Source organism: Gemella taiwanensis, assembly GCF_054054385.1.
Genome location: NZ_JBSMTL010000003.1, coordinates 168,208 through 192,326 on the forward strand (window position 1 = coordinate 168,208; position 24,119 = coordinate 192,326).

General features: G+C 30.3%; 24 protein-coding genes. 6 read left to right on the forward strand and 18 right to left on the reverse strand.

Annotated features, from left to right (window positions below):
• Positions 1 to 128: 128 nt before the first annotated feature.
• The 5 genes from ACWOA3_RS04255 to trpX form a co-directional block, all read right to left on the reverse strand.
• Entirely contained in the window at positions 129 to 1,472 is a 1,344-nt protein-coding gene (locus ACWOA3_RS04255) for a sensor histidine kinase (protein WP_456884282.1), read from the reverse strand.
• Positions 1,462 to 2,127, reverse strand: coding sequence for a response regulator transcription factor (locus ACWOA3_RS04260; protein WP_003147239.1), 666 nt, complete (start codon positions 2,125 to 2,127; stop codon positions 1,462 to 1,464). The genes ACWOA3_RS04255 and ACWOA3_RS04260 overlap by 11 nt, the downstream gene beginning before the upstream one ends.
• A 415-nt stretch (positions 2,128 to 2,542) precedes the next feature.
• On the reverse strand, positions 2,543 to 3,316 hold the full coding sequence (locus ACWOA3_RS04265) for an ABC transporter ATP-binding protein (RefSeq protein ID WP_003147241.1): 774 nt from the start codon (positions 3,314 to 3,316) through the stop codon (positions 2,543 to 2,545).
• A 3-nt stretch (positions 3,317 to 3,319) separates the two neighbouring features.
• Positions 3,320 to 4,195: an ABC transporter permease gene (locus ACWOA3_RS04270; protein WP_456884285.1), complete on the reverse strand. Its 876-nt coding sequence runs from the start codon at positions 4,193 to 4,195 to the stop codon at positions 3,320 to 3,322.
• A gap of 297 nt (positions 4,196 to 4,492) precedes the next feature.
• Positions 4,493 to 5,497, reverse strand: a complete 1,005-nt coding sequence (trpX, locus tag ACWOA3_RS04275; protein WP_003147243.1) for a tryptophan ABC transporter substrate-binding protein — start codon at positions 5,495 to 5,497, stop codon at positions 4,493 to 4,495.
• Between the two features lie 787 nt (positions 5,498 to 6,284).
• On the opposite strand from trpX, the gene ACWOA3_RS04280 reads away from it, so the two are divergent.
• A complete protein-coding gene (locus ACWOA3_RS04280) occupies positions 6,285 to 7,502 on the forward strand; it encodes an MFS transporter (protein WP_003147244.1) in 1,218 nt (405 codons plus the stop codon).
• 252 nt (positions 7,503 to 7,754) lie between these two features.
• On the opposite strand, the gene ACWOA3_RS04285 is transcribed toward ACWOA3_RS04280, so the two are convergent.
• From ACWOA3_RS04285 to mutM, 6 genes are all read right to left on the reverse strand, one after another.
• Positions 7,755 to 8,036 (reverse strand): nucleotide pyrophosphohydrolase, encoded by a 282-nt coding sequence (locus ACWOA3_RS04285; RefSeq protein ID WP_314989737.1) that lies wholly within the window; start codon positions 8,034 to 8,036, stop codon positions 7,755 to 7,757.
• A gap of 10 nt (positions 8,037 to 8,046) precedes the next feature.
• On the reverse strand, positions 8,047 to 8,907 hold the full coding sequence (gene rsmA / locus ACWOA3_RS04290; RefSeq protein WP_003147246.1) for a 16S rRNA (adenine(1518)-N(6)/adenine(1519)-N(6))-dimethyltransferase RsmA: 861 nt from the start codon (positions 8,905 to 8,907) through the stop codon (positions 8,047 to 8,049).
• Positions 8,907 to 9,458, reverse strand: a complete 552-nt coding sequence (rnmV, locus tag ACWOA3_RS04295; protein ID WP_003147248.1) for a ribonuclease M5 — start codon at positions 9,456 to 9,458, stop codon at positions 8,907 to 8,909. Before rnmV ends, rsmA begins: the two co-directional genes overlap by 1 nt.
• Before the next feature lie 62 nt (positions 9,459 to 9,520).
• Entirely contained in the window at positions 9,521 to 9,853 is a 333-nt protein-coding gene (locus tag ACWOA3_RS04300; RefSeq protein ID WP_456884287.1) for a hypothetical protein, read from the reverse strand.
• A gap of 71 nt (positions 9,854 to 9,924) precedes the next feature.
• Entirely contained in the window at positions 9,925 to 10,773 is an 849-nt protein-coding gene (locus ACWOA3_RS04305) for a YitT family protein (RefSeq protein ID WP_003147250.1), read from the reverse strand.
• Positions 10,774 to 10,785: 12 nt separating this feature from the next.
• Positions 10,786 to 11,646, reverse strand: a complete 861-nt coding sequence (gene mutM, locus ACWOA3_RS04310) for a bifunctional DNA-formamidopyrimidine glycosylase/DNA-(apurinic or apyrimidinic site) lyase (RefSeq protein ID WP_456884290.1) — start codon at positions 11,644 to 11,646, stop codon at positions 10,786 to 10,788.
• A gap of 184 nt (positions 11,647 to 11,830) precedes the next feature.
• Between mutM and ACWOA3_RS04315 the strand changes: the two genes are divergently transcribed.
• Positions 11,831 to 13,174 carry an LCP family protein gene (locus ACWOA3_RS04315; protein WP_003147252.1) on the forward strand — a complete coding sequence of 448 codons (1,344 nt, stop codon included), beginning with the start codon at positions 11,831 to 11,833 and terminating at the stop codon, positions 13,172 to 13,174.
• 44 nt (positions 13,175 to 13,218) lie between these two features.
• On the opposite strand, the gene ACWOA3_RS04320 is transcribed toward ACWOA3_RS04315, so the two are convergent.
• From ACWOA3_RS04320 to ACWOA3_RS04330, 3 genes are read right to left on the reverse strand one after another with little or no spacing between them, the layout of a single operon-like run.
• A complete protein-coding gene (locus ACWOA3_RS04320) occupies positions 13,219 to 14,166 on the reverse strand; it encodes a DUF4097 family beta strand repeat-containing protein (protein ID WP_456884292.1) in 948 nt (315 codons plus the stop codon).
• Positions 14,159 to 14,767, reverse strand: a complete 609-nt coding sequence (locus ACWOA3_RS04325; RefSeq protein WP_003147254.1) for a DUF1700 domain-containing protein — start codon at positions 14,765 to 14,767, stop codon at positions 14,159 to 14,161. The genes ACWOA3_RS04320 and ACWOA3_RS04325 overlap by 8 nt, the downstream gene beginning before the upstream one ends.
• Complete coding sequence (locus tag ACWOA3_RS04330) at positions 14,760 to 15,077, reverse strand: PadR family transcriptional regulator (RefSeq protein WP_003147255.1); 318 nt, start codon at positions 15,075 to 15,077, stop codon at positions 14,760 to 14,762. Before ACWOA3_RS04330 ends, ACWOA3_RS04325 begins: the two co-directional genes overlap by 8 nt.
• A 154-nt stretch (positions 15,078 to 15,231) precedes the next feature.
• Between ACWOA3_RS04330 and ACWOA3_RS04335 the strand changes: the two genes are divergently transcribed.
• Positions 15,232 to 15,867 carry a YigZ family protein gene (locus tag ACWOA3_RS04335; protein ID WP_456884294.1) on the forward strand — a complete coding sequence of 212 codons (636 nt, stop codon included), beginning with the start codon at positions 15,232 to 15,234 and terminating at the stop codon, positions 15,865 to 15,867.
• A gap of 52 nt (positions 15,868 to 15,919) precedes the next feature.
• Here ACWOA3_RS04335 and ACWOA3_RS04340 read toward each other — a convergent pair whose 3' ends face one another.
• The 3 genes from ACWOA3_RS04340 to ACWOA3_RS04350 form a co-directional block, all read right to left on the reverse strand.
• Positions 15,920 to 16,558, reverse strand: a complete 639-nt coding sequence (locus ACWOA3_RS04340; protein ID WP_456884296.1) for an NAD(P)H-dependent oxidoreductase — start codon at positions 16,556 to 16,558, stop codon at positions 15,920 to 15,922.
• A gap of 71 nt (positions 16,559 to 16,629) precedes the next feature.
• Positions 16,630 to 17,937 (reverse strand): aspartate kinase, encoded by a 1,308-nt coding sequence (locus ACWOA3_RS04345; protein WP_456884298.1) that lies wholly within the window; start codon positions 17,935 to 17,937, stop codon positions 16,630 to 16,632.
• A 138-nt stretch (positions 17,938 to 18,075) separates the two neighbouring features.
• Positions 18,076 to 19,230: a homoserine dehydrogenase gene (locus ACWOA3_RS04350; protein WP_456884300.1), complete on the reverse strand. Its 1,155-nt coding sequence runs from the start codon at positions 19,228 to 19,230 to the stop codon at positions 18,076 to 18,078.
• 257 nt (positions 19,231 to 19,487) lie between these two features.
• Between ACWOA3_RS04350 and thrC the strand changes: the two genes are divergently transcribed.
• The 3 genes from thrC (at position 19,488) to asd (ending at position 23,007) form a co-directional block, all read left to right on the forward strand.
• Positions 19,488 to 20,960, forward strand: a complete 1,473-nt coding sequence (thrC, locus tag ACWOA3_RS04355; RefSeq protein WP_003147260.1) for a threonine synthase — start codon at positions 19,488 to 19,490, stop codon at positions 20,958 to 20,960.
• Complete coding sequence (gene thrB / locus ACWOA3_RS04360) at positions 20,960 to 21,841, forward strand: homoserine kinase (protein WP_456884302.1); 882 nt, start codon at positions 20,960 to 20,962, stop codon at positions 21,839 to 21,841. Before thrC ends, thrB begins: the two co-directional genes overlap by 1 nt.
• 89 nt (positions 21,842 to 21,930) lie before the next feature.
• Positions 21,931 to 23,007, forward strand: coding sequence for an aspartate-semialdehyde dehydrogenase (asd, locus tag ACWOA3_RS04365; RefSeq protein ID WP_316452324.1), 1,077 nt, complete (start codon positions 21,931 to 21,933; stop codon positions 23,005 to 23,007).
• A gap of 135 nt (positions 23,008 to 23,142) precedes the next feature.
• Here the strand turns inward: asd and ACWOA3_RS04370 are convergent.
• Positions 23,143 to 24,119, reverse strand: a 977-nt coding sequence (locus ACWOA3_RS04370; protein ID WP_456884305.1) for a MucBP domain-containing protein, incomplete at its 5' end; no start/stop codon positions are given.

Sequence of the window (24,119 nt, forward strand, 5' to 3'; positions counted from 1 at the left end):
ATATCTATGTTTTATGAATCTTAAATGAAGATTCATATTAATTTATAATTTTCTAAAATATAAAAAAGGAGTGACTCAAAAAAATCGATTTCTACATTACGATTTTCGAGTCACTCTTCCTCATTTTTTTAAAGATTAACTACAAATTTTGTTCCTTTTGGTTTATTATCTAAAACAGCTATTTTACCATTATGTAATTCTACTATTTTTTTCGTTATAGATAAACCTAGCCCTGAAGAGTTATCTTCTGTTGTTGTCCTTGATTTATCTACTTTGTAAAATCTATCCCAAATATGTTTTTTCTCATTATCATTTATCCCTATTCCGTCGTCTGCAACTTCAAGTATTATTCTATTTCTTTTTGCTAAACAAACCTTTACTTCTGTTTGAGTATACTTCAAGGCATTAGATAATAAGTTATCTATCATTCTCATAATTAACGCTTCATTAGCATTTACTATTATATTTTCTTCTATATTTAATGATAATTTTATATTCCTATTATCAAATAAGATTTTATAGTCTTCCAAAGTATATTTTATTCGATCCGACAAATTTAGTTCTTCTTTTGGAATCTCTAAACGACTATCTAATCTAGCTAATTCTAAAATTTGATTTATCATAGAAGTCATTCTCTTACTTTGTCTTTCTATAACATCAAAAGATTCCTTTGCATCTTCCACAGAATCGGTATACTTAGCTCCATATTCACTTTCTGCCATTATTACGGAAATCGGTGTTCTAAGTTCATGTGATACATCTGAACTAAATTGACGTTCTCTTTTCGAAGAATTCTCTAATGTTTCTAACATTTCATTAAAAACTTTACCTAATTTATGCACTTCATCCGCACCATCTTTTATAGTAATTCTTTTACTAAGGTCATTACTCTTTGCGATAGCATCAGCAGTTTCAGTCATATCTCTAACGGGTTTTAATGAACTCCTAATAATTAAATATCCACCATACATTATAACTATTATAACAAACGGGCTTCCTATACTTATTATTAATGGTAATATCCAACTATTAATATTATTAGTAATTTGTATTACTCCTCGGACATATTTTCCATTTCCTAAGCGCGCAGAACTTGTTTCTAAATCATAATACAGATATTTATTATTAGTAACATCTTTATACTCAGAAATAACTCCTAGACTAAAATCATTAACTTTAAAATTTCTTGGCACAGCCCCTGCAACAAGGTTCCCATCTTTATCATAAACAGATAACGTAACACCATCCTCAAAAGGAGTAAACTTATCTCTTCCAGTAGAAATTTCTGTTACTTCTTCTATCAATCTTTTCTCACTATTTTTTCCTACTACACTATCACTAACTAAAAATGTCCCAACTATCAATGATCCTATTAATAAAACTATAAATGTTGTATACCATAAAGTGATTTTGAAAGTTAATGATACTTTTCTAAATGGAAATATCGATAATTTCTTGATTCTATTTAACAAAGTATCCTAACCCCCTTTTAGTGTAAATAATAGTCTTATCTGTACCGTTATCTAATTTTTTTCTAATATTTTTTATAATAACATCTACAATATTAGATGCCCCGTCATAATCATAATCCCAAACGTGGTTAAGAATTTGATCGCGACTTAGGATACTCTCTTTATTTTTCATAAGATATTCTAATACCTCATATTCCTTACCAGTTAAGCCAATATTCTGACCATTTCTTAACACTTGTTTCTTCGAAATATCCAAAACAACATCATCTACTTGAATAACATTAGTTGCTAAACCATAGTTACGTCTCATCAAAACTCTTATTCTAGCTAATAACTCATCAAACTCAAACGGCTTAACTATATAATCATCTGCTCCGCTATCAAGACCAACGATTTTATCTTCTAAAGTATCTTTTGCTGTTAACATTATAACAGGTGTATTATTTTTACTCTCACGAAGTCTCGCTATAAACTCATAGCCATCAACATTTGGCATCATTATATCTGTAATAATCAAATCATACTCACTATAGCTAACAAAATCCAGAGCTTCTTCACCATCAAAACAACTATCTACACTATAATTATTTTTCTTTAAATGCTTAGTTATTATTCTATTCAAATCGCGTTCATCTTCAACAACAAGTATTTTCATAACAATCTCCTCGTACTAAATTTCTACTATATTTTACTTAATTAATATGTAAATGTAAAGATAGTGACTCAAAAATCGTAATTTCGAAGAAATCGATTTTATCTAGTCACTTTCCGCAGTGGTTTTTTGGAGTCAACCCCTTTATAATTTCATTTACTATACATTCTAAAATAAAAAAATGAATCTAAAATGAAAAAAGACACCTATTCATAAATAGATGTCTTAGACGTAATAGCCAAGATTTCAACCTGAGCCTCCTCCATCAAGGCGTACTCACTCTATACTACTCCTTACGTCATTTTTATTATACCATATTAACTTTTTTCTTTCTATGTTAAAAAAGTTTGTTTAATATATAAAATATCAACGGAAAGTAAAATAAATAGAGCCTTGATTTCAAAGGCTCTATCTACTTTTATTCATTCTCTTCTAAATTATAAAGTAATTCATACAATGCTTTCGCATCCAGTTTTTCTTTTTCTTCTTTACTAATATCTCGAACTAACTCCCCACGATGTAGAACTATTATTCTGTTTCCATATTTGACTGCATCTTGAATATTGTGAGTTATCATTAAAGCTGTTAAGTTTTTCTCTTCAATCTTTTGTCGAGTAAGCTCCATTATTTTCTTCTGAGTTTTTGGATCTAGTGCAGCTGTATGTTCATCAAGAAGTAAAAGTTTTGGAGTAGTCATAGTTGCCATTAAAAGTGCTATAGCCTGACGTTGACCTCCAGATAATAGACCCATTTCACTATCTAATCTGTCTTCAAGACCTAAATCTAAAGTTGCTAATAACTTTTTAAATAGTTCTCTATCTTCTTTAGTAGTTCCTGGTTTAAATCCTCTCACTTTACCACGGCGAAGTGCTAAGGACATATTTTGTGCAACAGTCATACGAGGAGCTGTCCCATCTAAAGGATTTTGGAAGACTCTACTGATAAATCCTGCTCTCTTATGTTCTACTATACTACTTACATCTTTTCCTTCAATTAAAATCTCACCACCATCTAGTGAAAAAGAACCAGCAAGTGCGTTAAGAAACGTTGATTTCCCCGCTCCATTTCCTCCAAGAATAGTAATGAAATCACCATCTTTGATTTCAAGACTAACATTTTTCAAAGCATGTTGTTCTCTAATCGTACCTGGAAAGAACGTTTTATCTATTTTATTAATTTTTATAAATGACATGATCTATACATCCTTTCTCTTAGCTTTTAATTTTAATTGAGGCAATGTTAAGAATATGGCAATAACTAGTGCTGAAACTAATTTAAAATCATTAGCACCGATAATATTAAGTTTTAACACTCCAACTAATAATAATCTATAGATAATTGCTCCACAAATGACACATATCAATCTTGTCGTAAAAGTCACATCCTTGAAGATTACTTCACCTATAATAATTGCTGCTAAAGCTACTACTATAACTCCAATTCCGCTGTTAACATCAGAATAACCATTATTTTGTGCTAAAATTGCACCAGCTAAAGAAATAATTCCATTAGCAAGCATTAATCCTAAAATCGTCATCGATTTAGTAGAAATACCTAGAGCAGTTGCCATTTTTTCATTATCCCCCGTTGCAATTAAACTCTGACCTAATTCTGTTGAAAAGAATAAAGACATAGCGAAGATAATTAATCCAGAAAGAATAATTCCAACAAGTACAGTATCATAATGAGTTGGTAAGTTTAATCCCTGAATTTTACTAAAAATCGTATCTTTATTGATTAAACTTAAATTTGGTCTTCCCATAATTCTAAGATTCACCGATAATAATGCAGTCATTGTTAAAATCCCAGCAAGTAAACTTGGTATCTTACAAACAGTAATTGAAAATCCTGTAACAAGTCCCGCTAACATTCCAGCTACTATTGAAATCAATGTAGCAATAATAGGATTAATACCATTATGTATACAGATTACACATACCGCAGCTCCTAATGGATACGCACCTTCAGTCGTCATATCTGCAATATTTAATACTCTAAAACTAATAAATAATCCAAGCGATAATATCCCCCACAGCATCCCCTGTGAAATCGCAGAAACAAATAAATCCATTTTACACCTCTTTTTTTATTTTTCCCTAAACTAATTTTATATAATTTAGAGCGACTCATAAACAACTATTTAGAATACTGATTTTATGAGCCGCCCCTTTAACTTTATTTACTATCTATAATAGGACTGACCCAAAAGTTCTAAATTTTAACAAAATGTATATGATAATTCATAGACGCAGTGGTTTATTGATATCTAAATACGCTTTAGAAAAGCTTTTTAGATATCTAATAAACTGTGCGGGGGTGACTCGACAAAATCGATTTCTCCGAAATCACGATTTTTGAGTCACTCCCATTATTTTTTATCTACTACTTTTGCTTTATCTTTAATTTCTTTTGGAATTTCAATTCCTAATTGTTTTGCTTTTGCTTCATTTAGATAAATTACACCTTCATTAGCAAGTACGATTGGCATATCTTTAGTGTCTGCACCTTTTAATACTTTAGCAACAACTTTAGCTGTTTCTACACCGATTTGATATTGGTCAACACCTAGTCCTAAAAGTCCTCCGTCAGCTACCATTGTGTCTGCAGATGGGAATACTGGAATTTTCTTAGCGTCTGTTACTTTTACTACTGTTGCCATTGCACTAGCGATTGTGTTATCGATTGGTACAAAAATTGCATCAGTTTGTGAAGCAAGGCTTTCTGTTACTTGTTGAATATCATTTGTGTTTGCTACTGTTGATACTTTAACTTCTAATCCTAATTCTTTAGCTAATTTTTCAGCTTCTTGAGCTTGTTTTACAGAGTTATCTTCACTTGCTGTGTATAGAATACCAACTTTTTTCATGTTAGGTAATACTTTTTTCATGATTTCAAGTTGTTGTTTAATTGGAGTTCTATCACTAACACCAGTAATATTGTTTCCTGGTTTATCTTCAGCTTTAATTAATCCTGCTTCAACTGGATAAGTAATACCACCCATAATGATTGGTTTATCTTTAGTTGCGTTTGATAGAGATAAAGTAGCTGGTGTTGTAATACCTACTAAGATATCGTTGTTATCTGTAACTAATTTTTGACCCATACTCGCTAAGTTACTTTGATCACCTTGAGCATTTTGAAGATCAATTTTTAAATTCTTACCAACTTCATATCCTTCTTTTTTAAGTCCATCTTCTAAACCTTTATAAATTTGGTCAAGCGCTGGGTGACTAAGTAATTGAAGTACCCCTACTTTTACCTCTTTATTATCAACTTTTTTAGTATCTTCACCTTTCTTACTTGAGAAGTAACCATAACCTAATACACAAACTAATAATACCGCGAATGCTACAAAAATTTTATTTATTTTCATTTTAATAATCTCCTTTTTTTCTTTAATAATATTTTTTGTAATCAAATTTTAGAAGCGTATCTATAGAAAAAGACCACTAGCATAATATCTAGTGGTCCCTCGACATTTTTTTAATATAAAAAACCACCTAGATATTTCTATGTGGTCTCATTTTTTCATCACAAATAATCCACATAGATACTTACTTCTCACCTGAGAGTCGTATCTATGTTAAAAAGAAACAAGATCGACTCAGTATCTAGTGGCTTTGCCAACGAATATTTAATTGTAGCGTGTCAACTTGATACAGTTTCATAAATCTTTTTTCTCCTTTACGTTTAATTCTTGTTTACATTATAGCAACAGTTTTTTTTATTGTCAAGATATTTTTCTAAAAAAATTAAAAGATTCTGACAATTCATCTAAAATTATTCATACCTATGAATTTTCGGCATGTAAAGAAAAAAAGTAAATACGTATATTTTCAAAAAAATATTAAAAGGATATTAACGGTGTTTTATGTATATTTGCTGTACTATAAAAACTAAGGTGTTTTCTCAATATTTTTTGAAACTTATGAAAATAATTCGTTTTCATAGCTAAAATATTGATATTTAAATATTAATACACATATAGAAACTTTCAGACTACTGTTATACAGCCATTTATTATTAATTATAATAAATAGTATTTTACATGAAAATAAAATTGAAAATATATCATTTTCATGAAAATTTACACTTGAAAATACATTTTCAGAGGAGTATGATAGATATATGTTATTAAAAAATAAGTTAGGAGAATTTTTATGGATAGCCAGATAGCTATAGAAGAAAAAGACAAATTATTTAATAAAGGATTTATAACAATAACTACAATTAATTTTATCGTATTTTTAATTTATTACTGTTTCGTAGTTATTACAGCAAAATACGCAACGTCTCAACTAGGTGCTACTGCTGCTCAGGCAGGATTCGCCGCTGGTATTTATATTATCGGTACACTTGTTGCTAGACTTTATATTGGGAAAAAATTAGAAATTGTTGGGCGTAAACAAATTTTACGTTTTGGAGCGTTAATCTATTTAATCACAACAGCAGCTTACCTAATTTCATCTAACATTGTTATTTTAGATACAGTTCGTTTCTTAAATGGATTTGCTTATGGGACTATCTCTACTGCAGCTAATGCAATAGTTACAACTTACATTCCTAAATCTCGTAACGGTGAAGGTATTAACTACTACGGATTAAGTACAAGTTTAGCAGCTGCAATTGGACCATTTATCGGTATGTTATTACTTCCTATTACAGGATTTAATGCAGTTATCATTTTAGCAATCGTATTATCTGTAGCAGTTACAATTGCTTGTTTCTTATTCCCAGTTCAAAATATCGAATTAGATGAAAAACAAAAAAAATTATTAAACAGCTGGGCTTTAAATACATTTATTGAATACAAAGTATTATTCATCTCTACTGTAGCATTCCTAGTTGGTTTAGCTTACTCTAGTGTATTAGGATTCTTATCTATCTACGCTGATAGCTTAAACTTATCTACTGCTGGGGCATTCTTCTTTGTAGTATATGCTCTTATCGTTACAGTTACTCGTCCATTCGCAGGACGCGTATTCGATGCACGTGGTGAGAATGCAGTTATGTATCCAAGTTTTGTATTCTTAACATTAGGATTATTAATGTTAAGTTTCACAAACGGTAGCTTCATGTTATTATTCTCTGGTGCTTTAATCGGTTTAGGATATGGAACATTCATGTCAAATGGACAAGCTGTTTGTTTAAAACTTGTTGATTCTACTAAAGTAGGTATTGCATTATCTACATACTTCATCGGATTAGACCTTGGTCTTGGATTTGGACCATATGCACTAGGTACTGTTCAAGGAATCTTATCATACAGAGGAATTTACATCCTTTGTGCAATAGTAACAATTGGAGTAACTGTTCTTTACGCTATGTTCTACAAAGCTAAAGAAGTACCAGTGTTAAAAACTAAAACTAGTCGATAGTAATATTAAAAACTTTAAAAAGTAGTCCTAAATTAAGGGCTACTTTTTTTATAGATATTTATTATTAATAACAAAAGGGAGTGACTCAAAAATCGTGATTTCGTAGAAATCGATTTTGTCGAGTCACCCCCGCACAGTTTATTAGATATCTAAAGAGCTTTTACAAGGCGAATTTAGATATCAATAAACCACTGCGTCTATATATTCTCATATGAACTTTGTTAAATTTTAAGACTTTTGAGTCAACCTCTTTTATTTTTCTGGATAACGTCTTGCGACATCAACTAACTTATCTTTTATAATCTTTTTAGGGTCTTCATTAAGATGATAACACATTGCTAGAGCATAGATTAACACATCTGCTAGCTCATCTTTTATCTCTTGTATATTATCTCCCTCTTCACTCCATTGAAAATGCTCTAATAGTTCTGCCGCTTCTATCGATATACTTTTAGAAAATCTTTCTAAAGTATCGTACTCTCCCCAACCTCTTTTTTCTCGAAATTCAGTTATTATAGTTTTTAATTCTTCCATCTTTTTACCTTTAAATTAAGCTGTTGTTTGTTAAATTATTATATAAATTGTAAAATTCCGCTAAACTTAGAGTTTCACTTCGTCTTCCAGGTTCAATATCACTGTCTACACAAGCATTTTGCAGATCTTGTTTCTTATCTTTACCATAACTTGAAATTAAATTATTAAGCAAAGTTTTTCTACGTTGTACAAAACATGAGCGCACGAATTTAAAGAATTTGGCATCAGTTTCAAATTCGCGAGTTTCTTTTGTCATGATTTTTACAACAGCACTCTCAACATTCGGTGCAGGTACAAATACTTTTTTCGGTACAGTAAATAAATACTCAACATCTGTATAGTAATTTAATAAAATTGTTAATGAGTTATAATCTTTTGTTCCTACCTTAGCATTTAATCTATTAGCAACTTCTTTTTGCATCATAACTACATAACCATCAATTTTCTCAGTGTTCTCAATTAAATGAGTTAAAATCGGTGTAGTAATGTAATAAGGTAAGTTAGCTACTACCATAATTTTTTCACAATCTGACATCTTCTCAGCAATTATTTTATCAACATCGACTTTTAAGATATCGTTATTGATAATCTCAACATTAGAATAATCAGCAAGTGTCTCAGATAAAATTGGTAAAAGTCTACCATCAATTTCAAACGAAATTACTTTTTTAGCTTTTTTAGCTAATGCTTCTGTAAGAGAACCTATCCCAGGCCCTATTTCTATTACTCCTATATTTTCATTTACTCCTGCTCCATCAACGATTCTATTTAAAATATTCGCATCTATCAAGAAGTTTTGTCCTAAACTCTTCTTAAATGTAAATCCGTGTTTTTTTAGTATTTCAAAAGTGTTCTTAGGTGTTCCTATCATTATTTCAATCCTTTACTTATTTTTTCCATCTCATCTAATAAACGTTCTTTAGAAATATTATACATATTAAGTTTATTTAGTAGTTGTTTTGCATTAGTATATCCTATATTTAATCTTTCACAAAGTTCTTCTCTTAGGACTTTTGACGTAGTTCCTCCTACTAAACCTAACTCTATCAATATTTCATTACTTATATCATTTTTCACCTCATCCATCGGTGTATAATAATTTTTTATAGCCGCTATAATATCTTCTTTGCTCGCAGCTTCTATTCCAATTTTCCCTTTACTATCAACGGCCTTTTTATTTGATATATATGCATGTTTTGCCGTAGGGATATTTTTTTCTATTATACTTCTAATTCTTTTCCCCGCATAATCAGGATCTGTTAGAACTATTAATCCTCTTGTTTTTTCTAAAAAGATTAATCGTTCTATTTTTTTCTTAGTAAGAGCAGAGCCATTAGTTTCAAATGTATCGCAATCTATTGCTTCTTTAACCCTATTGGTATCATCTCTTCCTTCTACTACTATTATTTCTTTGATTTTCATTTTATTATCCTTTAAAAAATTCATCAGTCTATTATAACATATTTAGACAAATTTTGCTCATGCTAGCATGAATATTTCAAATAGTTGTATAGTTCATGCGTAATTTCATGGTGAACTTTATACTTATAACCTCCGCAAAGAAATTTCTTTTTTAATTCAAACTTCTCTTTAAGCTTAATTTTTTCTCGTGCTTTTCCTTTTTTACACACTAGTATTTCCCAATGTTTTTCAAACTTAACTAAGTAGCAATCGTAAGTCCTATCTTTTCCATATTCTCCCCAAAAATATAGGAATCCAACAAATTCAAATAGTATATGCCACCATTTTACTGTTTTTCTTCTTTCCAACAAATAAACTTTCTCACTCTTAATAAGATAATTATATAATTCTTCCATAACTCCCACCTCTTTATACTAATTATAACATAAAAAAATCCTTTGCAGAAAATACTGCAAAGGAAAGTTTATTAATGTATATCTTTTTTCTTAAAGTTAGCTCCACTTACTTCACTAACTGTTCCAATCGATAGAAAGGCATTCTTATCATTTCTAAATACAATTTTTTTCAGTTTTGATTCTTCAATACGAGTGATTACACAAAAGATAATTTTTGTTTCTTGTCCTGAATAACCGCCTTCTCCGTGTAATAAAGTCACTCCACGACCAAGTCTATCTTGAATTTCTTGACTTATTACTTGGTAATTACTTGTAATAACCATAACCGATTTAGAGTCATTTAGCCCCTCAATAACGATATCCATAACTTTAGATGCGATGAAATAACTTATCATAGAATATAATGCAGCTTCCCATGTGAAAACAAATCCAGATGCAATAAAGATAACAACATTTATTCCAAGAACCATCTCACCTACAGAAATTGGTAACTTTTTAGTAGCATAGATTGAGAACATCTCACTACCATCTAATGTACCACCATTTCTAATAACTAGCCCTACTCCAATTCCAAGTATAATCCCTCCGAATATACAAGCTAAAAATGGATCCGTAACTAGTGGTGGAATGCTATGGAAGTATGATGTAGCTACAGAAAGAATAACAATACCAAAAATAGATGCTATCGAAAATCCTTTACCTATCTGTTTATATCCTAAATATAAGAATGGAATATTTAAAAGAAAGATAAATAATCCAAGTGGTAATCCTAAATAATGGCGGGCAATAATAGATACCCCAATCACTCCTCCATCTAGGATATTATTAGGAATTAAGAAAAATTCTAATCCTGCTGCAAAGATCAACGATCCTATAACTATACTAATATATTTCTTTAAAAATTCTAATCTACTATCCATTGAATCTCCTTTTTATTTTATTTTTTGACAAATAGGACAAAAATGACTAGAACGACCTTTTATTGTAACATTTTCAACATCATGACCTAATGGACAAACCTTCTTACCATAAATTTGGTGGAAATTCTGCATATTCCCTTCCCCACCATCTGTATGTACATAGTCTGAAATTGTAGACCCCCCCTCTTTTATCGCTAATTCTAAAATATCAACTAACTCTTTAAATAGACTTTCTTTTTTCTTTTTAGAAAGTTCACTCGCCTTAGTTAAAGGGTGTATTTTTTGACGATACAATACTTCACAATCATAAATATTACCACATCCGCAAAATACATTCCCTTCAAGAAGCAATGCTTTAATAGATTGATCTTTATATTTATTTTCATCTAATTTATCTAGAAAATACTTTTTAGCTTTTTTATCAAACGGTTCTGGAGCCAGATTAACAAAAGGTTTAAATTTCGTTACATCTTCTATGTATCTAAGTTCACCAAATCTTCTAATATCACTGTAGATTAATTTTTCACCAGTCGATAATTCGAAAATCACATGTTGATGTTTGAAGTAGTTTTTATTAGTAATTTCTGCTATATCTTTTACTAAAAAAAATGCTCCCGTCATTCCAAAATGTGTGATAATGTATCCTTCATTTAATGTAAAATATAAATATTTCCCTCTTCTAGATAATTTCTCTATAGTTTTACCTTTTACATTTTCTGAAAAATAATTTATATCCTGCTTCACTATCGCCATTTTATTCAATTTATGACTTTCTGTCACAACATTTGAATATTTCACATCTAGAATTTTCTTATTTATTACTACTTCTTCAAGTCCAAATTTTATATTCTCTACCTCAGGTAATTCTGGCATAATATACTCCTATTTTTATACTTACATTTTTATTTTAATATAAATATTTGAAAATATCAAAAATTTCCCACTTTTATTTCTCTTATTTTCAATATTTATCCCCAATTTTCACCTTTATTATGGCAACAAATTGAAATTTGTAGTATAATAAAAAAGTTATAATGTATAGAAGGGATTATATTAAATGAAAGAAAGAATATCTAGAAGAGATAGAATCAGTTCTGGATCAAGAAATGATAAACGTTCTCCTAAAAAAAGAAGTTTAAAAAAAATAATATTTACAGTTCTAGCATTGCTGTTCTTAGGAACAGGAGCTTTTGCAGCATACACGTTCTTCAACTTCTATAATTCAACTCAAAAAGGATACAAAAAAGTTGATTACTTGAAAGAAGTTGATCCTAACTTTAAGAAATTTTCAGTACTAATTTTAGGAATAGATATGAACGATGATCGTAAGGCTCAAGGTCAAACACGAGCAGACAGTCGAACAGACTCTATGATTTTAGCAACTGTTAACAAAGATAAAAAACGTATGGACATGGTTAGTATTCCTCGTGACTCACTTGCTTTAATGCGTGAAAAAAATGACGAGAATAATGATAGTGCATACTTCTATGATAAGATTACTCATGCTCATGCCTACAATGATGTAAAAGGAACAACAAACGCAGTAGAAAACTTATTAAATACACCCATCAACTTCTACGTATTAATAAACTTCAAAGCTTTTGAACAAACAGTCGATGCCTTTGGTGGAATTGATTTATACGTACCATTCGATATGGATGAACAAAATGCTAATGGTGAAGAAAACACTGTTAAATTGAAAAAAGGATGGCACACTCTAAACGGTGAACAAGCTCTTGCCTTTGCTCGTAGTAGATATTACGATAGTGATATCGAACGTGGTCAACGTCAGCTTCAAGCTATTCACGCTCTTATCGATAAAGCAAAAAGCTTAAATGCTTTAACTAAAATCAATGATGTAATTAATATCGCAGGTGATAATGTAGAACATAACCTATCAACGACAGAAATCTCTTCAGCGATAAAAATGTTCTTTAATGATGATATTCAAATCGTTTCACACAGAATCGATGGATATGATGTAATGTATAACGGTGTATATTACTACTATCCTCGTCCACTATCTCTATTATACGCATCATCTGCACTGAGAGATAATTTAGATTTACCATTACCAAAAGCGAAAGACTTACTAAACATTTACTATCAAGGTCATATAAGTATAGGATTAAAAGAATATAGAATAAATGATTTATTACCAAAAACTATATATCCTCAAGTTGGACTTACAATAATGTCACCAGAAGACTTACTGGCAAATCTTCCTGAAAGACTTACTAAAAAAGATTTAAAAAATGATATTACCGTAAGCAATGAAAACAGACCTGATGAAAATGGTAATACTGAAAACAATGCTAACAATAGCAATGAACAGCAAAATACTACAACTGGTGTCGGTACAACAAATGCTAATCAAAATACCGGAGTAAATAATAATTAAGAATAAATAATATCCCATCAAAACTAATTTTGATGGGATATTATTTATTTATTTGAAAATTTTACATTTACAGTTCCAGTAGAAGAAGATGTAAACAGCGTTTTCTTTTTATTAGAACCATTTGTGAAATTAGATTCATTATCGTTTAATTCAGCAAGAATATTACCAGTTGAAGATTTTAGAGAAATAGAGTTATTTGCTGTAAGATTGAATAATGAAATATCCCCTGTATTGGTTTCTAAATTAATATTATCTGTTGATTCATTAGGTAAATTATTTAATGTTATATTTCCAAGTTTATTAGATATATTGATATTTTTTATAGTTGATGATGATAAATCAATATCTCCAGTATTATTATCAATATTTAGATTGCTAATACCGCTAATATTATTTAGTTTTATGTTTCCAGTAGCAGTCTTTATTTTTAGAGAATTATTTTCACTTTTAAAATTATTAATTTTAAGATCACCAGTTGAAAGTTTGATTTCAGTGTCTAAAGTAGAAAGATTAGTTAAATAAACATTTCCTATTTTACTATTTGCTGTAAGATGTTTGATGCTTAAATCTTTAATAATTAAATTACCTATCTTATTTAAAGAATGGACATCTATACTAGAAGACGTAGGTATTTTTATTTTAATTTCTTGTTTTTTAGAAAAAATACTAAAATCTATATCAACTCCAAAAGTATTTTTATTTTCTTTTATAGATAATTTTTTGTCAGTGTGGGTTATAAGCGTTTCGCGCTCTATACCAGTATAGTATTCTATTTCTATTTTATCAGAAGAGGTATTTTCTTCTAAGACAATATCGGAATCAAGAATATTTAAATCCAAATCTTTAATCTCATTAATTGAGACAGTATAATTCTTTTTATCATAATTAGCAGAGAATCTAGGTATATTACCATTATTTAAGTATGTTGCAAAACCTATTAGTATGAAACCAGTAATTATCAGGCTAAAGGCGATTTTAATAAATTTATTCATTGATATACACCTCTTTTTTGAAAACTTTCACAAACATTTTTTTGAAACTCCAACCATTTTTCCTTACTTTTTTTAATGATTTTAATAAATAATAAATTCCTATTAAACCAATTCCTGTAATAATAAAACCAAAGCCTAAAGTATCTAAACAATAAGCTATGTTCTTTTCATATATAAGGTAGAAGGGTGCTTTAAATATAAGAGCAATCCCCCCAACGAAAAATGAAATTACAGCAAGTACCAAACTGAATATTAAAGACACAAAAGCTATAAAAAAGCTAGCTACTAAAGAAAAAATGGTAATCCAAATAGGGAAAAGTAGTATAGCAATAATTATATTAGCTGCTGAGGGTGTTTTTTGTGGTATAAATCTCCATACTAATTTTTTCTGTCTTTTTTTTATATTATGTTCATCTAAAATTTGACCAACAATATCGTCTATATTACCTAATTGCGATACAGCTTGTTCTTCGCTTAATCCTTCATCAACACGATCGTCAATCATTTCTTTGAAAAAATTAAGAGTCTTATATACTTCTTCCGAAGATAAATATATTCTTAATTCATTTTCCAAAAGAGTACAAAACTGTTTTTTATTCATGTTGTTCATCTCCTAAAATATATTTATGTGCATTACTAATCACTTGCCAGTCAATAAGAAATTCTTGAATTTTGTTAAGACCAATATCTGTGATTTTATAATATTTTCTTAGTCTACTATTGTGTTCTACAGAATAAGAAGTAACACAATTATTCGCTTCTAAACGTTTTAAGATAGGATATAATGTTGATTCTGATATTGGAATTACATCTGATACATCTTTTATAATTTTATAACCATATGATTCGGAATTACGTAAAGTAGCGAGGACACAGATTTCCAATAATCCTCTTTTTAATTGAGATTCCATACAAATATCTCCTTTCATATTATACTATACATTACATAGTATAATCTGTCAAGTAGTATAATGAGAAATACATTCTAATTATTGACATTTTATTTATAATACATCATAATTAATATAGTAAATTTAGCAAATTATAAATTATAAAGGAGGTTCTATGGCAAAAAAATTTATTACAATCAAAGAAGATTCATACGATGAATTTGTAGAGAAAAAATCTACATTCATTACTCATCTTATAAGAATTAGTGGCGAAGAAGAAGCACGAGAGTTTATTCAAAAAATGAAGAAAAAACATTATGATGCTACACATGTTTGCTCATGTTATGTAGTTGGTGATAATAACGAAATAACTCGTGCTAATGATGACGGAGAACCTAGTGGAACTGCTGGCGCTCCAATGCTAGACGTACTAGTAAAAAACGAAATAAAAAATGTCTGTGCCACAGTTATCAGATACTACGGTGGAACTAAGCTAGGAACTGGTGGTTTAGTTCGTGCATATGGTGGTGGAGTAATTAACGCGCTAAAAAATGCAACATTAGTAGAAAGAAAAGATGCTTTTGAAGTCAGATTAGAATTAGACTATAGTCTAAACGGAAAAATAGAATATGAAATTGGAAAAACTAATTTCATCGTGAACAACTTAGAATACACTGACAAAATCGTTTATACAATTTATGTAATGCAAGAAGACTACGATAGCTTTGAAAATTGGATCGCTAACCTAACTAACGGTCAATTCAAAATTCTATCTTCAAAAGAAAAACAACTAGAATTTGATATTAAATAAAACTAAGAAGGAATCAGAAACCATATTAAACAGTCTCTTATTCCTTCTTAGCTTATTTTTTATTCTTTTTCGAAAATTCTTCTATCCACTCTTTTAAATCAGAGACACCCTTCTCTACTATTATTTCTTTATTATTGAAAGCTAAATCCAAGCCCTCTACTCTTATAACTTTAACTTTGTCTATTCCTAGGACGCTAAAAATTCCTCTCACATATTGAACTGCAAAGTCTAGATTAGTATATTGGATATGTTTATCAAATTCTCCCCCACTAGTAATGACAAAGGTTATTTGTTTATTAGAAGGATCTAATCCTATTAGAGACTCTACCTCACATTTAAAAGTTTCATTTACTATCATTATATTGTCGACATAATCTTTGAATTTTGATACTACATTAAAATTGTGAAGCGGCATATAAATAAACACTGCTTCAGCACTCTTCCATTGTTCTAACAATTCTTTTTGTCTAATTTTATCTTGCTGTTCTCTATCTGTTAATTGCTCTCCCTCATAATTAAACATAAACTTATCCATCACGGGAATGTAAGTACTCGGATTATATAAATTTATCTTTTCAATATTGTTAAAACCTTCTTCTATTAATTTTTCTTCACCAATTTTTGCTAAAATATTAGAAATTCTATGCTTTCCATCAAAATCTGGATGACACATAATCTGTAAAATTTTCATACTTCACCTCATAAAATAAAATATTATAAAAAATGACTTCTTATCTAACATCAGATAAGAAGCCATTTATATTATTTAAATTCTGAATAAATAGTGTTTATAGTTTTTTCGTAATCATCGTTATGAACACCAACGATAATGTTAATCTCATCATTAGTTTGTGAAATTAGTGCAATATTTACTCCAGCTTCCCCTAGTGCTTTGAATAATCTGCCAGATAGTCCTTTTGTATTTTTCATTTTTTCCCCAACTGTAGCAATTAGAGAAATCTCATGAGTTACATTTACCTCATCCGCATCTAAAACAGCTTTATTTTTAGCTACTAACTCATGAATAAATGGTCTAACATTCCCTGTTTCAACAACTACAGAGAATGAGTCAATTCCACTTGGAATGTGCTCGATACTAACATTAAAGTCTTCAAAAATTTTCAGAGCTTTACCAATTAATCCAACTTCATTTGCCATGTGACGTTTTTTAATAGTAATAATAGAGAAATCTTTTTTCCCTGCAATACCTGTAACTATTTGTTTCGCATCTAGATGTTTATTATCTGAGATAATAGTCCCTTCTGCTGTTGGATCATTTGTGTTACGAATTTGGATTGGAATGTCTTTATCACGAACTGGGAAGATTGCTTCTTCATGAAGAACACTTGCACCCATATATGAAAGTTCACGAAGTTCTGTATAACTAATTACTTTAATCTCATGTGGATTGTCAATAATACGAGGATCTGCCATTAAGATTCCAGATACGTCAGTCCAGTTTTCATAAACACTTGCGTTTGCGATATTAGCAACAATCGCTCCACTAACATCTCCTCCACCACGAGTCATAATTTTAATTTCCCCATTTGGTCTACTTCCATAGAACCCTGGAATAAGAAGACGATCATATTCTTTTACAATTGCATCAAAAGCTGCTTGAGTTTTTTCAAAATCAATCTCACCTTGATAGTTGTAAAAGATTAAGTCTTTAGCATCTACAAAGTGATATCCTAAATACTCTGCCATTAATAAAGCTGTTAAATATTCACCACGGCTTACTAAATACTCTTCATCAATACCTTTACTAATTTCAGATTTTAATTTAGCAAGTTCACCTTCAATATCAAATTTCAAGTTTAATTCACTTTTAATAGCAATAAATTTATCTTTAATCATTTTAAAGATATTATCAAAATTTATATTGTATTTAGTGTGTGCGTAGCATAAATATAGTAAATCTGTAACCTTATTATCTTCTTTATTCGCCTTACCAACAGCACTCACTACAACAAAACGACGTGCATCGTCTAATTCTACAATATTTTTAACTTTTTTAAATTGTTCAGCACTCGCTACCGAGCTTCCTCCAAATTTTGATACTCTAACCATCTTAACTCCTTTTTCTAATTCATGTTATTTGTAATTTTATTACTAATTTATATTATATAACTATCTGTAGAAAAATCAATAAATTTTCTGAAAAATCTAACATTTATTTTTAATAATCATATTATTCCTTATTTTTAATTATTTATGAAACTTAGCAACTACAAATTTACTATCTTTCTCTTTTACTTCATCAACTAAAGAACTTAATTGTTTTAATGAAATTTCTTTTGTTTTTACATAGTAGCTTTCTCTATACTGTTCAACACTCTCAACTAATTCACCAGATAATTCAACTGATGAACGTACTAAGTAATTTCTTTTAGTTAATTCTTCTGAATAAGATAAGTCATTCTTAATTACTACATCAACACGAGTTGAACCTTCATTAATATCAACTATATCTTGAACAATAGCATTTCCTGTTGGAAGTTTTCCTGCTCCTTGTCCATAAAACTTAAGTTCTCCGATGAAAGAACCATCTAAAGTAATGATATTATTATTTAAAGGAACAGCCGCTTCTTGAGATTCTTTTCCGAATATAGAAAGCATTACAGAAGTCTCATACTCCCCATTTTCTACATTTGTTTCTCCAATATATTTAACAGCTAGGTCATACTGTTTTAAATAGTCTATATCATTTTTTGTAATGTTTCTCATAGAGTATGTAGGAAATTCAGGTTTAACGTGAATATCGAAAGCAAGTGCATTACTTAAGATAATTTTGTTCACAACATCCCCACCATCCACATCAGCACTCGGATCAGCTTCAGCATACCCTAAATCCTGAGCAGTTTTTAAAGTAGAATCAAATTCTTGATCATTTCTGTACATGTTATCTAATATATAGTTACTTGTTCCATTAAAAATACCATATACTCGTTTTACTTCATCAACGCGTCTAGTTCTTTCTAAGTTTACAAGCCATGGAATTCCTCCACCAACACTAGCCTCAAAAATAAACTTAACATTATTCTTTTCAGCTAACTCAACAAATTCACCTAGATACTTTGCTGCAACAGCTTTATTCGCAGTAACAACGTGTTTTCCATTTTCTAAAGATTTCTTAATGAAATCATACGCAGGATTTAATCCACCTAAGCACTCAACTACAACCGAGATTTCCTCATCGCTTAAAATTTCATTAATATCGTCTGTAGCAAGGTGCATTTTATCACGACTTCTTGCGAAAACACTTTTTACTTCAATTTTATTTAATTCTTCTGTTTTACCGTCAGTAATAATATCATATACCCCACTACCAACAGTTCCATATCCTAAAATCGCAATCTTCATAATTATTTTCTCCTAAATTCATTATTTATTTTCAATTATATAGTTAAAGTTTATCAAGTATTTTATTTATGTCAAATAAATCAATTTGAAAATTTTCAAAAAATTTCAATTTTTTGATTATTTCGACTGTTTTTATAACTTATTTTGGTGTAAAATTATAATTATAAAAATTAAATAAGTTCTTTTTGTAAAAAACACTTGTATTTTTATAGAGAACATTGTATCATATATACAACGATAAAGCAAGGAGATTTTAAATGATTTACGAAAGTACAAGAGATATTAATAGAAAATTAAATCCGAGTGAAGCTATTCTTCAAGGTTTAAGTGAAGAAGGTGGACTTTTCGTTTTAAGAGATTTAGGAAAAAATAAATTAGATTTAGAGAAATTAATCGGAAAAAGTTACTATGAAGTAGCTGAAGCCGTGTTACGTCTTTTCGTAGACTTTAGCGATGAAGAAATTAAAAAATGTGTAGAAGAAGCTTATAGAGGAAAATTCTCTCACGAGAATATTACCCCTCTAGTAGAATTAAAAGATAGCTACGTTCTTGAATTATTCAATGGACCTACTAGTGCATTTAAAGACGTAGGTCTTTCACTTCTTCCACAACTTACAAAAACGGCACTTACAAAAGTAGAAGACAAAAATGACATTCTTATCTTAACAGCGACTAGTGGAGATACAGGTAAAGCAGCACTAGAAGGTTTTAAAGATGTAGATAGAACAAAAATTATGGTCTTCTACCCTAACGATGGTGTAAGTACAGTACAAAAAACACAAATGCAAACTCAAGAAGGTAAGAATACAAAAGTTTGTGCAATTCACGGAAACTTTGATGATGCTCAAAGTGGGATTAAAGAACTATTCGTTGATGAAGAATTCAAAAAAGAATTACTTTCTAAAAACATTAAGTTATCAAGTGCAAACTCAATCAATATCGGGCGTCTTATCCCTCAAGTAGTTTACTATGTTGTTTCTTACTTAGACTTAGTAAATACAAACAAAATTAAATTAAATGATAAAGTAAACTTTGTAGTACCTACTGGAAACTTCGGTAATATTCTAGCTGGTTACTACGCTGAACAAATTGGTTTACCTGTAAATAAACTAATCTGTGCAAGTAACAACAATAATGTACTTTATGATTTCTTAACAACTGGTGTTTATGATAAGAATAGAGACTTCTTAAAAACAGTATCACCAAGTATGGATATCTTAATTTCTAGTAACTTAGAACGTCTGCTTTACTACATTAGTGGTTGTGATAATGCATATATTGCTAAACTTATGAAAGACTTAAAACAAGCTGGTCGCTTTGAAGTTACAGGTGAAGTATTAGCTAAGATAAAAGACAAATTCCAAGCTGGGTTTGCTGATGATGAACAAACTAAAGAAACTATTAAAGCTATCTATGAAAAAGATAACTACCTATTAGATACTCATACTGCAGTAGCTTACAAAGTTCTTCTTGATAATTTAGATAATGAGCATGCTAGTATTGTATTATCAACAGCATCTCCATATAAATTTACAGAAAGTGTCTACTCTTCTCTATTCGAAACTCAAGGTGAGGACGAGTTTACTCTTATGAATAAACTTCATGAACAAACAAAAGTTGTTATCCCTGAGAATTTAAGAGATCTTGACAAAAAAGAAATTAGACACAAAGATGTAATTAATAAAGAAGATATGAAGAAATACATCTTAGAGAAACTAGGTGATTTATAATGGTAAGTGTTCGTGTGCCTGCCACTTCTGCAAATGTAGGATGTGGTTTCGATAGCCTTGGTGTTGCTTTAACACTTTACACTACTTTTAAATTCGAAAAATTAGACAATGGTCTAGAATTCGTCGGATTTGAAGAACGTTTTTCAAATGAAAACAACCTAGTTTATCAAACATTACTAACTACACTAAAAAAATTAAACAAAGAAATTTCAGGTGTTAGAATATCAATCAATAATGATGTACCTATTAGCCGTGGTTTAGGTAGTAGCTCTACTTGTGTAGTCGCTGGAATATACGGTGCGTACTTACTAACTGATACACCTATTGATAAACAAGAAATCTTTACAATAGCTAATGAAATTGAAGGTCATCCAGATAATGTTTCGCCAGCTATTTTCGGAAGTCTAAGTTCATCTTGTACTACTGATAGTAAAGAAGCGGTAACTGTAAGATATGAGGTCGATGAGAGATTTAATTTCCTGGCGTTAATTCCAAACTTCGAAACTTCTACTGAAGAAGCTAGAAAAGTAATGCCAAAAGAAATTAAGCTTCAAGATGCAATCTACTCATTATCACGTATCGGATCGGTTATTAAAGCATTTGAAACTTATGACTTAGAACTTCTTAATAAGGTTATGGGGGATAAAATCCACGAACCTTACAGAAAAGAAATAATACACGAATATCACGAAGTTAGAGAAATTTGTGAGAAAATTGATAGTTCAGCATTTTTCATTTCTGGAAGTGGTTCTACACTTATGAATATAGTTAGCGATACTAACAATATTGAAAAAATAAAAACTGAACTTGCTAAATTAAAATATGACTGGCAAGCAATTTTACTAAAAGTTGATAAAGAAGGAACAGTAGTTCTAAATTAATATGTTAATAATTTTTGAACTTCTTCTTTTATTGCAGAGAAGAAGTTCATTTTGAAATAATTTTTATACAAATAAAGGAGAGATTTATTATGCAAAAATCAAGAGTAGCCGTATTAGGGGCAACAGGAATGGTAGGACAACGTTTATTAGTATTATTAGAAAATCACCCATACTTTGACGTAGTTAAATTAGCAGCGTCACCTCGTTCTGCTGGTAAAAAATATGGAGAACTTATGGAAAGCCGTTGGAAATTAGACCACGCTATTCCTGAATACACTAAAGAATTAGTTGTTGAAGACTTATACAAAATTGACGAAGTTTCTGAAGGAATTGACATGGTATTCTGCGCTATCAACCTTGACAAAGAAGCTTTAATTAAACTTGAAGAAGACTATGCTAAACGTGAAGTTGTTGTTGTATCTAACAACTCTGCAAACAGAAACAAAGATGATGTACCGATGATTATCCCAGAGATTAACTCTGCTCACCTAGATGTTCTTCCTGCGCAAAGAGAACGTCTTGGAACTAAAAAAGGATTCATCGTTACAAAACCTAACTGTTCAATTCAAAGTTATGTTCCTATCTTTGAAGCAATTAAAGAGTACGGTGTTAAAGAAGCATCTATCTGTACTTACCAAGCTATCTCAGGAAGCGGAAAAACTTTCAACGAATGGCCTGAAATGATCGAAAACATCATTCCTTACATCGGAGGAGAAGAAGAGAAAAGTGAAAAAGAACCACTTAAAATCTTTGGTAAAGTAGTTGATGGAAAAATCGTTCCAGATGATTCTATGAAACTGTCAGCTCAATGTATTCGTGTTCCAGTTCTTGATGGACACCTTGCTTGTGTTTCATTCAATTTAGAAAATGACCCAGGATTAGAAACTTTAGTTGAAAAAATCAAAAACCATGTTCCTGAAATTGCTAAATACGACTTACCACTAGCACCAACTCCATTCATTAAATACTATGAAGAAAACGATCGTCCACAACCAGTTCTAGATCGCGATAACGAAAAAGGTATGCAAATTACTGTAGGTCGTTTACGTGAAGATAACCTATTTGATTACAAATTTGTAGGACTTTCTCATAACACATTACGTGGAGCAGCTGGTGGAGCTGTATTAACTGCGGAACTAATTAAAAAATTAGGATACTTAGATTAATTGTCTATTAGTATTCCTTAATACCATTATAAATATTATTTTAAATTATCCAACAAAGGACCTTTACAATAAACCAATAAATCACCCTCGAAATATATCGAGGGTGATTCTTTATTTTAGACTGATGATTAAATCTTAGTCTTCTTTTTTTCGTTTTCTGATTGCCGCTGCAATTCCTGCAAGTAATACACCGAATCCTGCTACCGCTGAGTTAGCTGTTTCGCTACCTGTGTTAGCTAAACGTTTAACTTGTGCTTTAGGAGTAGCTGCAGTTACTTTTCTAAAGATGTGACGTACATTTCCATTTTCGTCTACTACAGTTCTTACGAACTCGTATCCTTCAAATGTTCCCTCACCTTTAGCTCCATTTTCAGATGGTTTTAATGGGTTACCATTTTCATCTGTCCATGTTGTAATTACTGCTGCTGGTGTTGGAGTTGTTACTTTTTCGTATACATGTTCTACATCTCCGTTTGGAAGAGTCTTAGTTTCTACTAAACGGTATCCTGGGATATTTCTGCTTCCTTTTAGTCCTTTTTCTTTTGCAGGTACGTTTGGAATTGGGTTTCCATCTTTATCTCTGTGGATAGTTTGTTTTGCTCTGTAAATATGTTTAACTGTTCCATCTTTTTCTGTTACTGTTTCAACATATTGATATTCAGGAATATCTAGAACTGGTGATAACATATCGAATTCGAATCCTGGGATTACGTTTCCTTCTGTATCTCTGATTAATCCTTTTGGTTTTTCAACTGATGGAGTTGGAGTTGTTACTTTTTCGTATACGTGTTCGATATCTCCGTTTGGTAGTTTCTTAGTTTCTACAAATCTGTATCCTGGAATATCTTTCTTAGGTTGTTCACCTACTTCTGTTGTTGTTCCTGGGATGACATTTCCTTCTTTATCTTTAAACACTGTGTTTACTTTTTCGTAGACATGTTCTGTATCTCCGTTTGGTAGTTTCTTACTTTCTACGAATCTGTATTCTGGGATGTCTTTCTTATCTACTGTTCCTGGCTCACTTGGATATTTCGGAATCTCATTTCCTTCTTTGTCTTTGAAGAATGTATTTACTTTTTCGTAGACATGTTCTGTGTCTCCGTTTGGTAGTT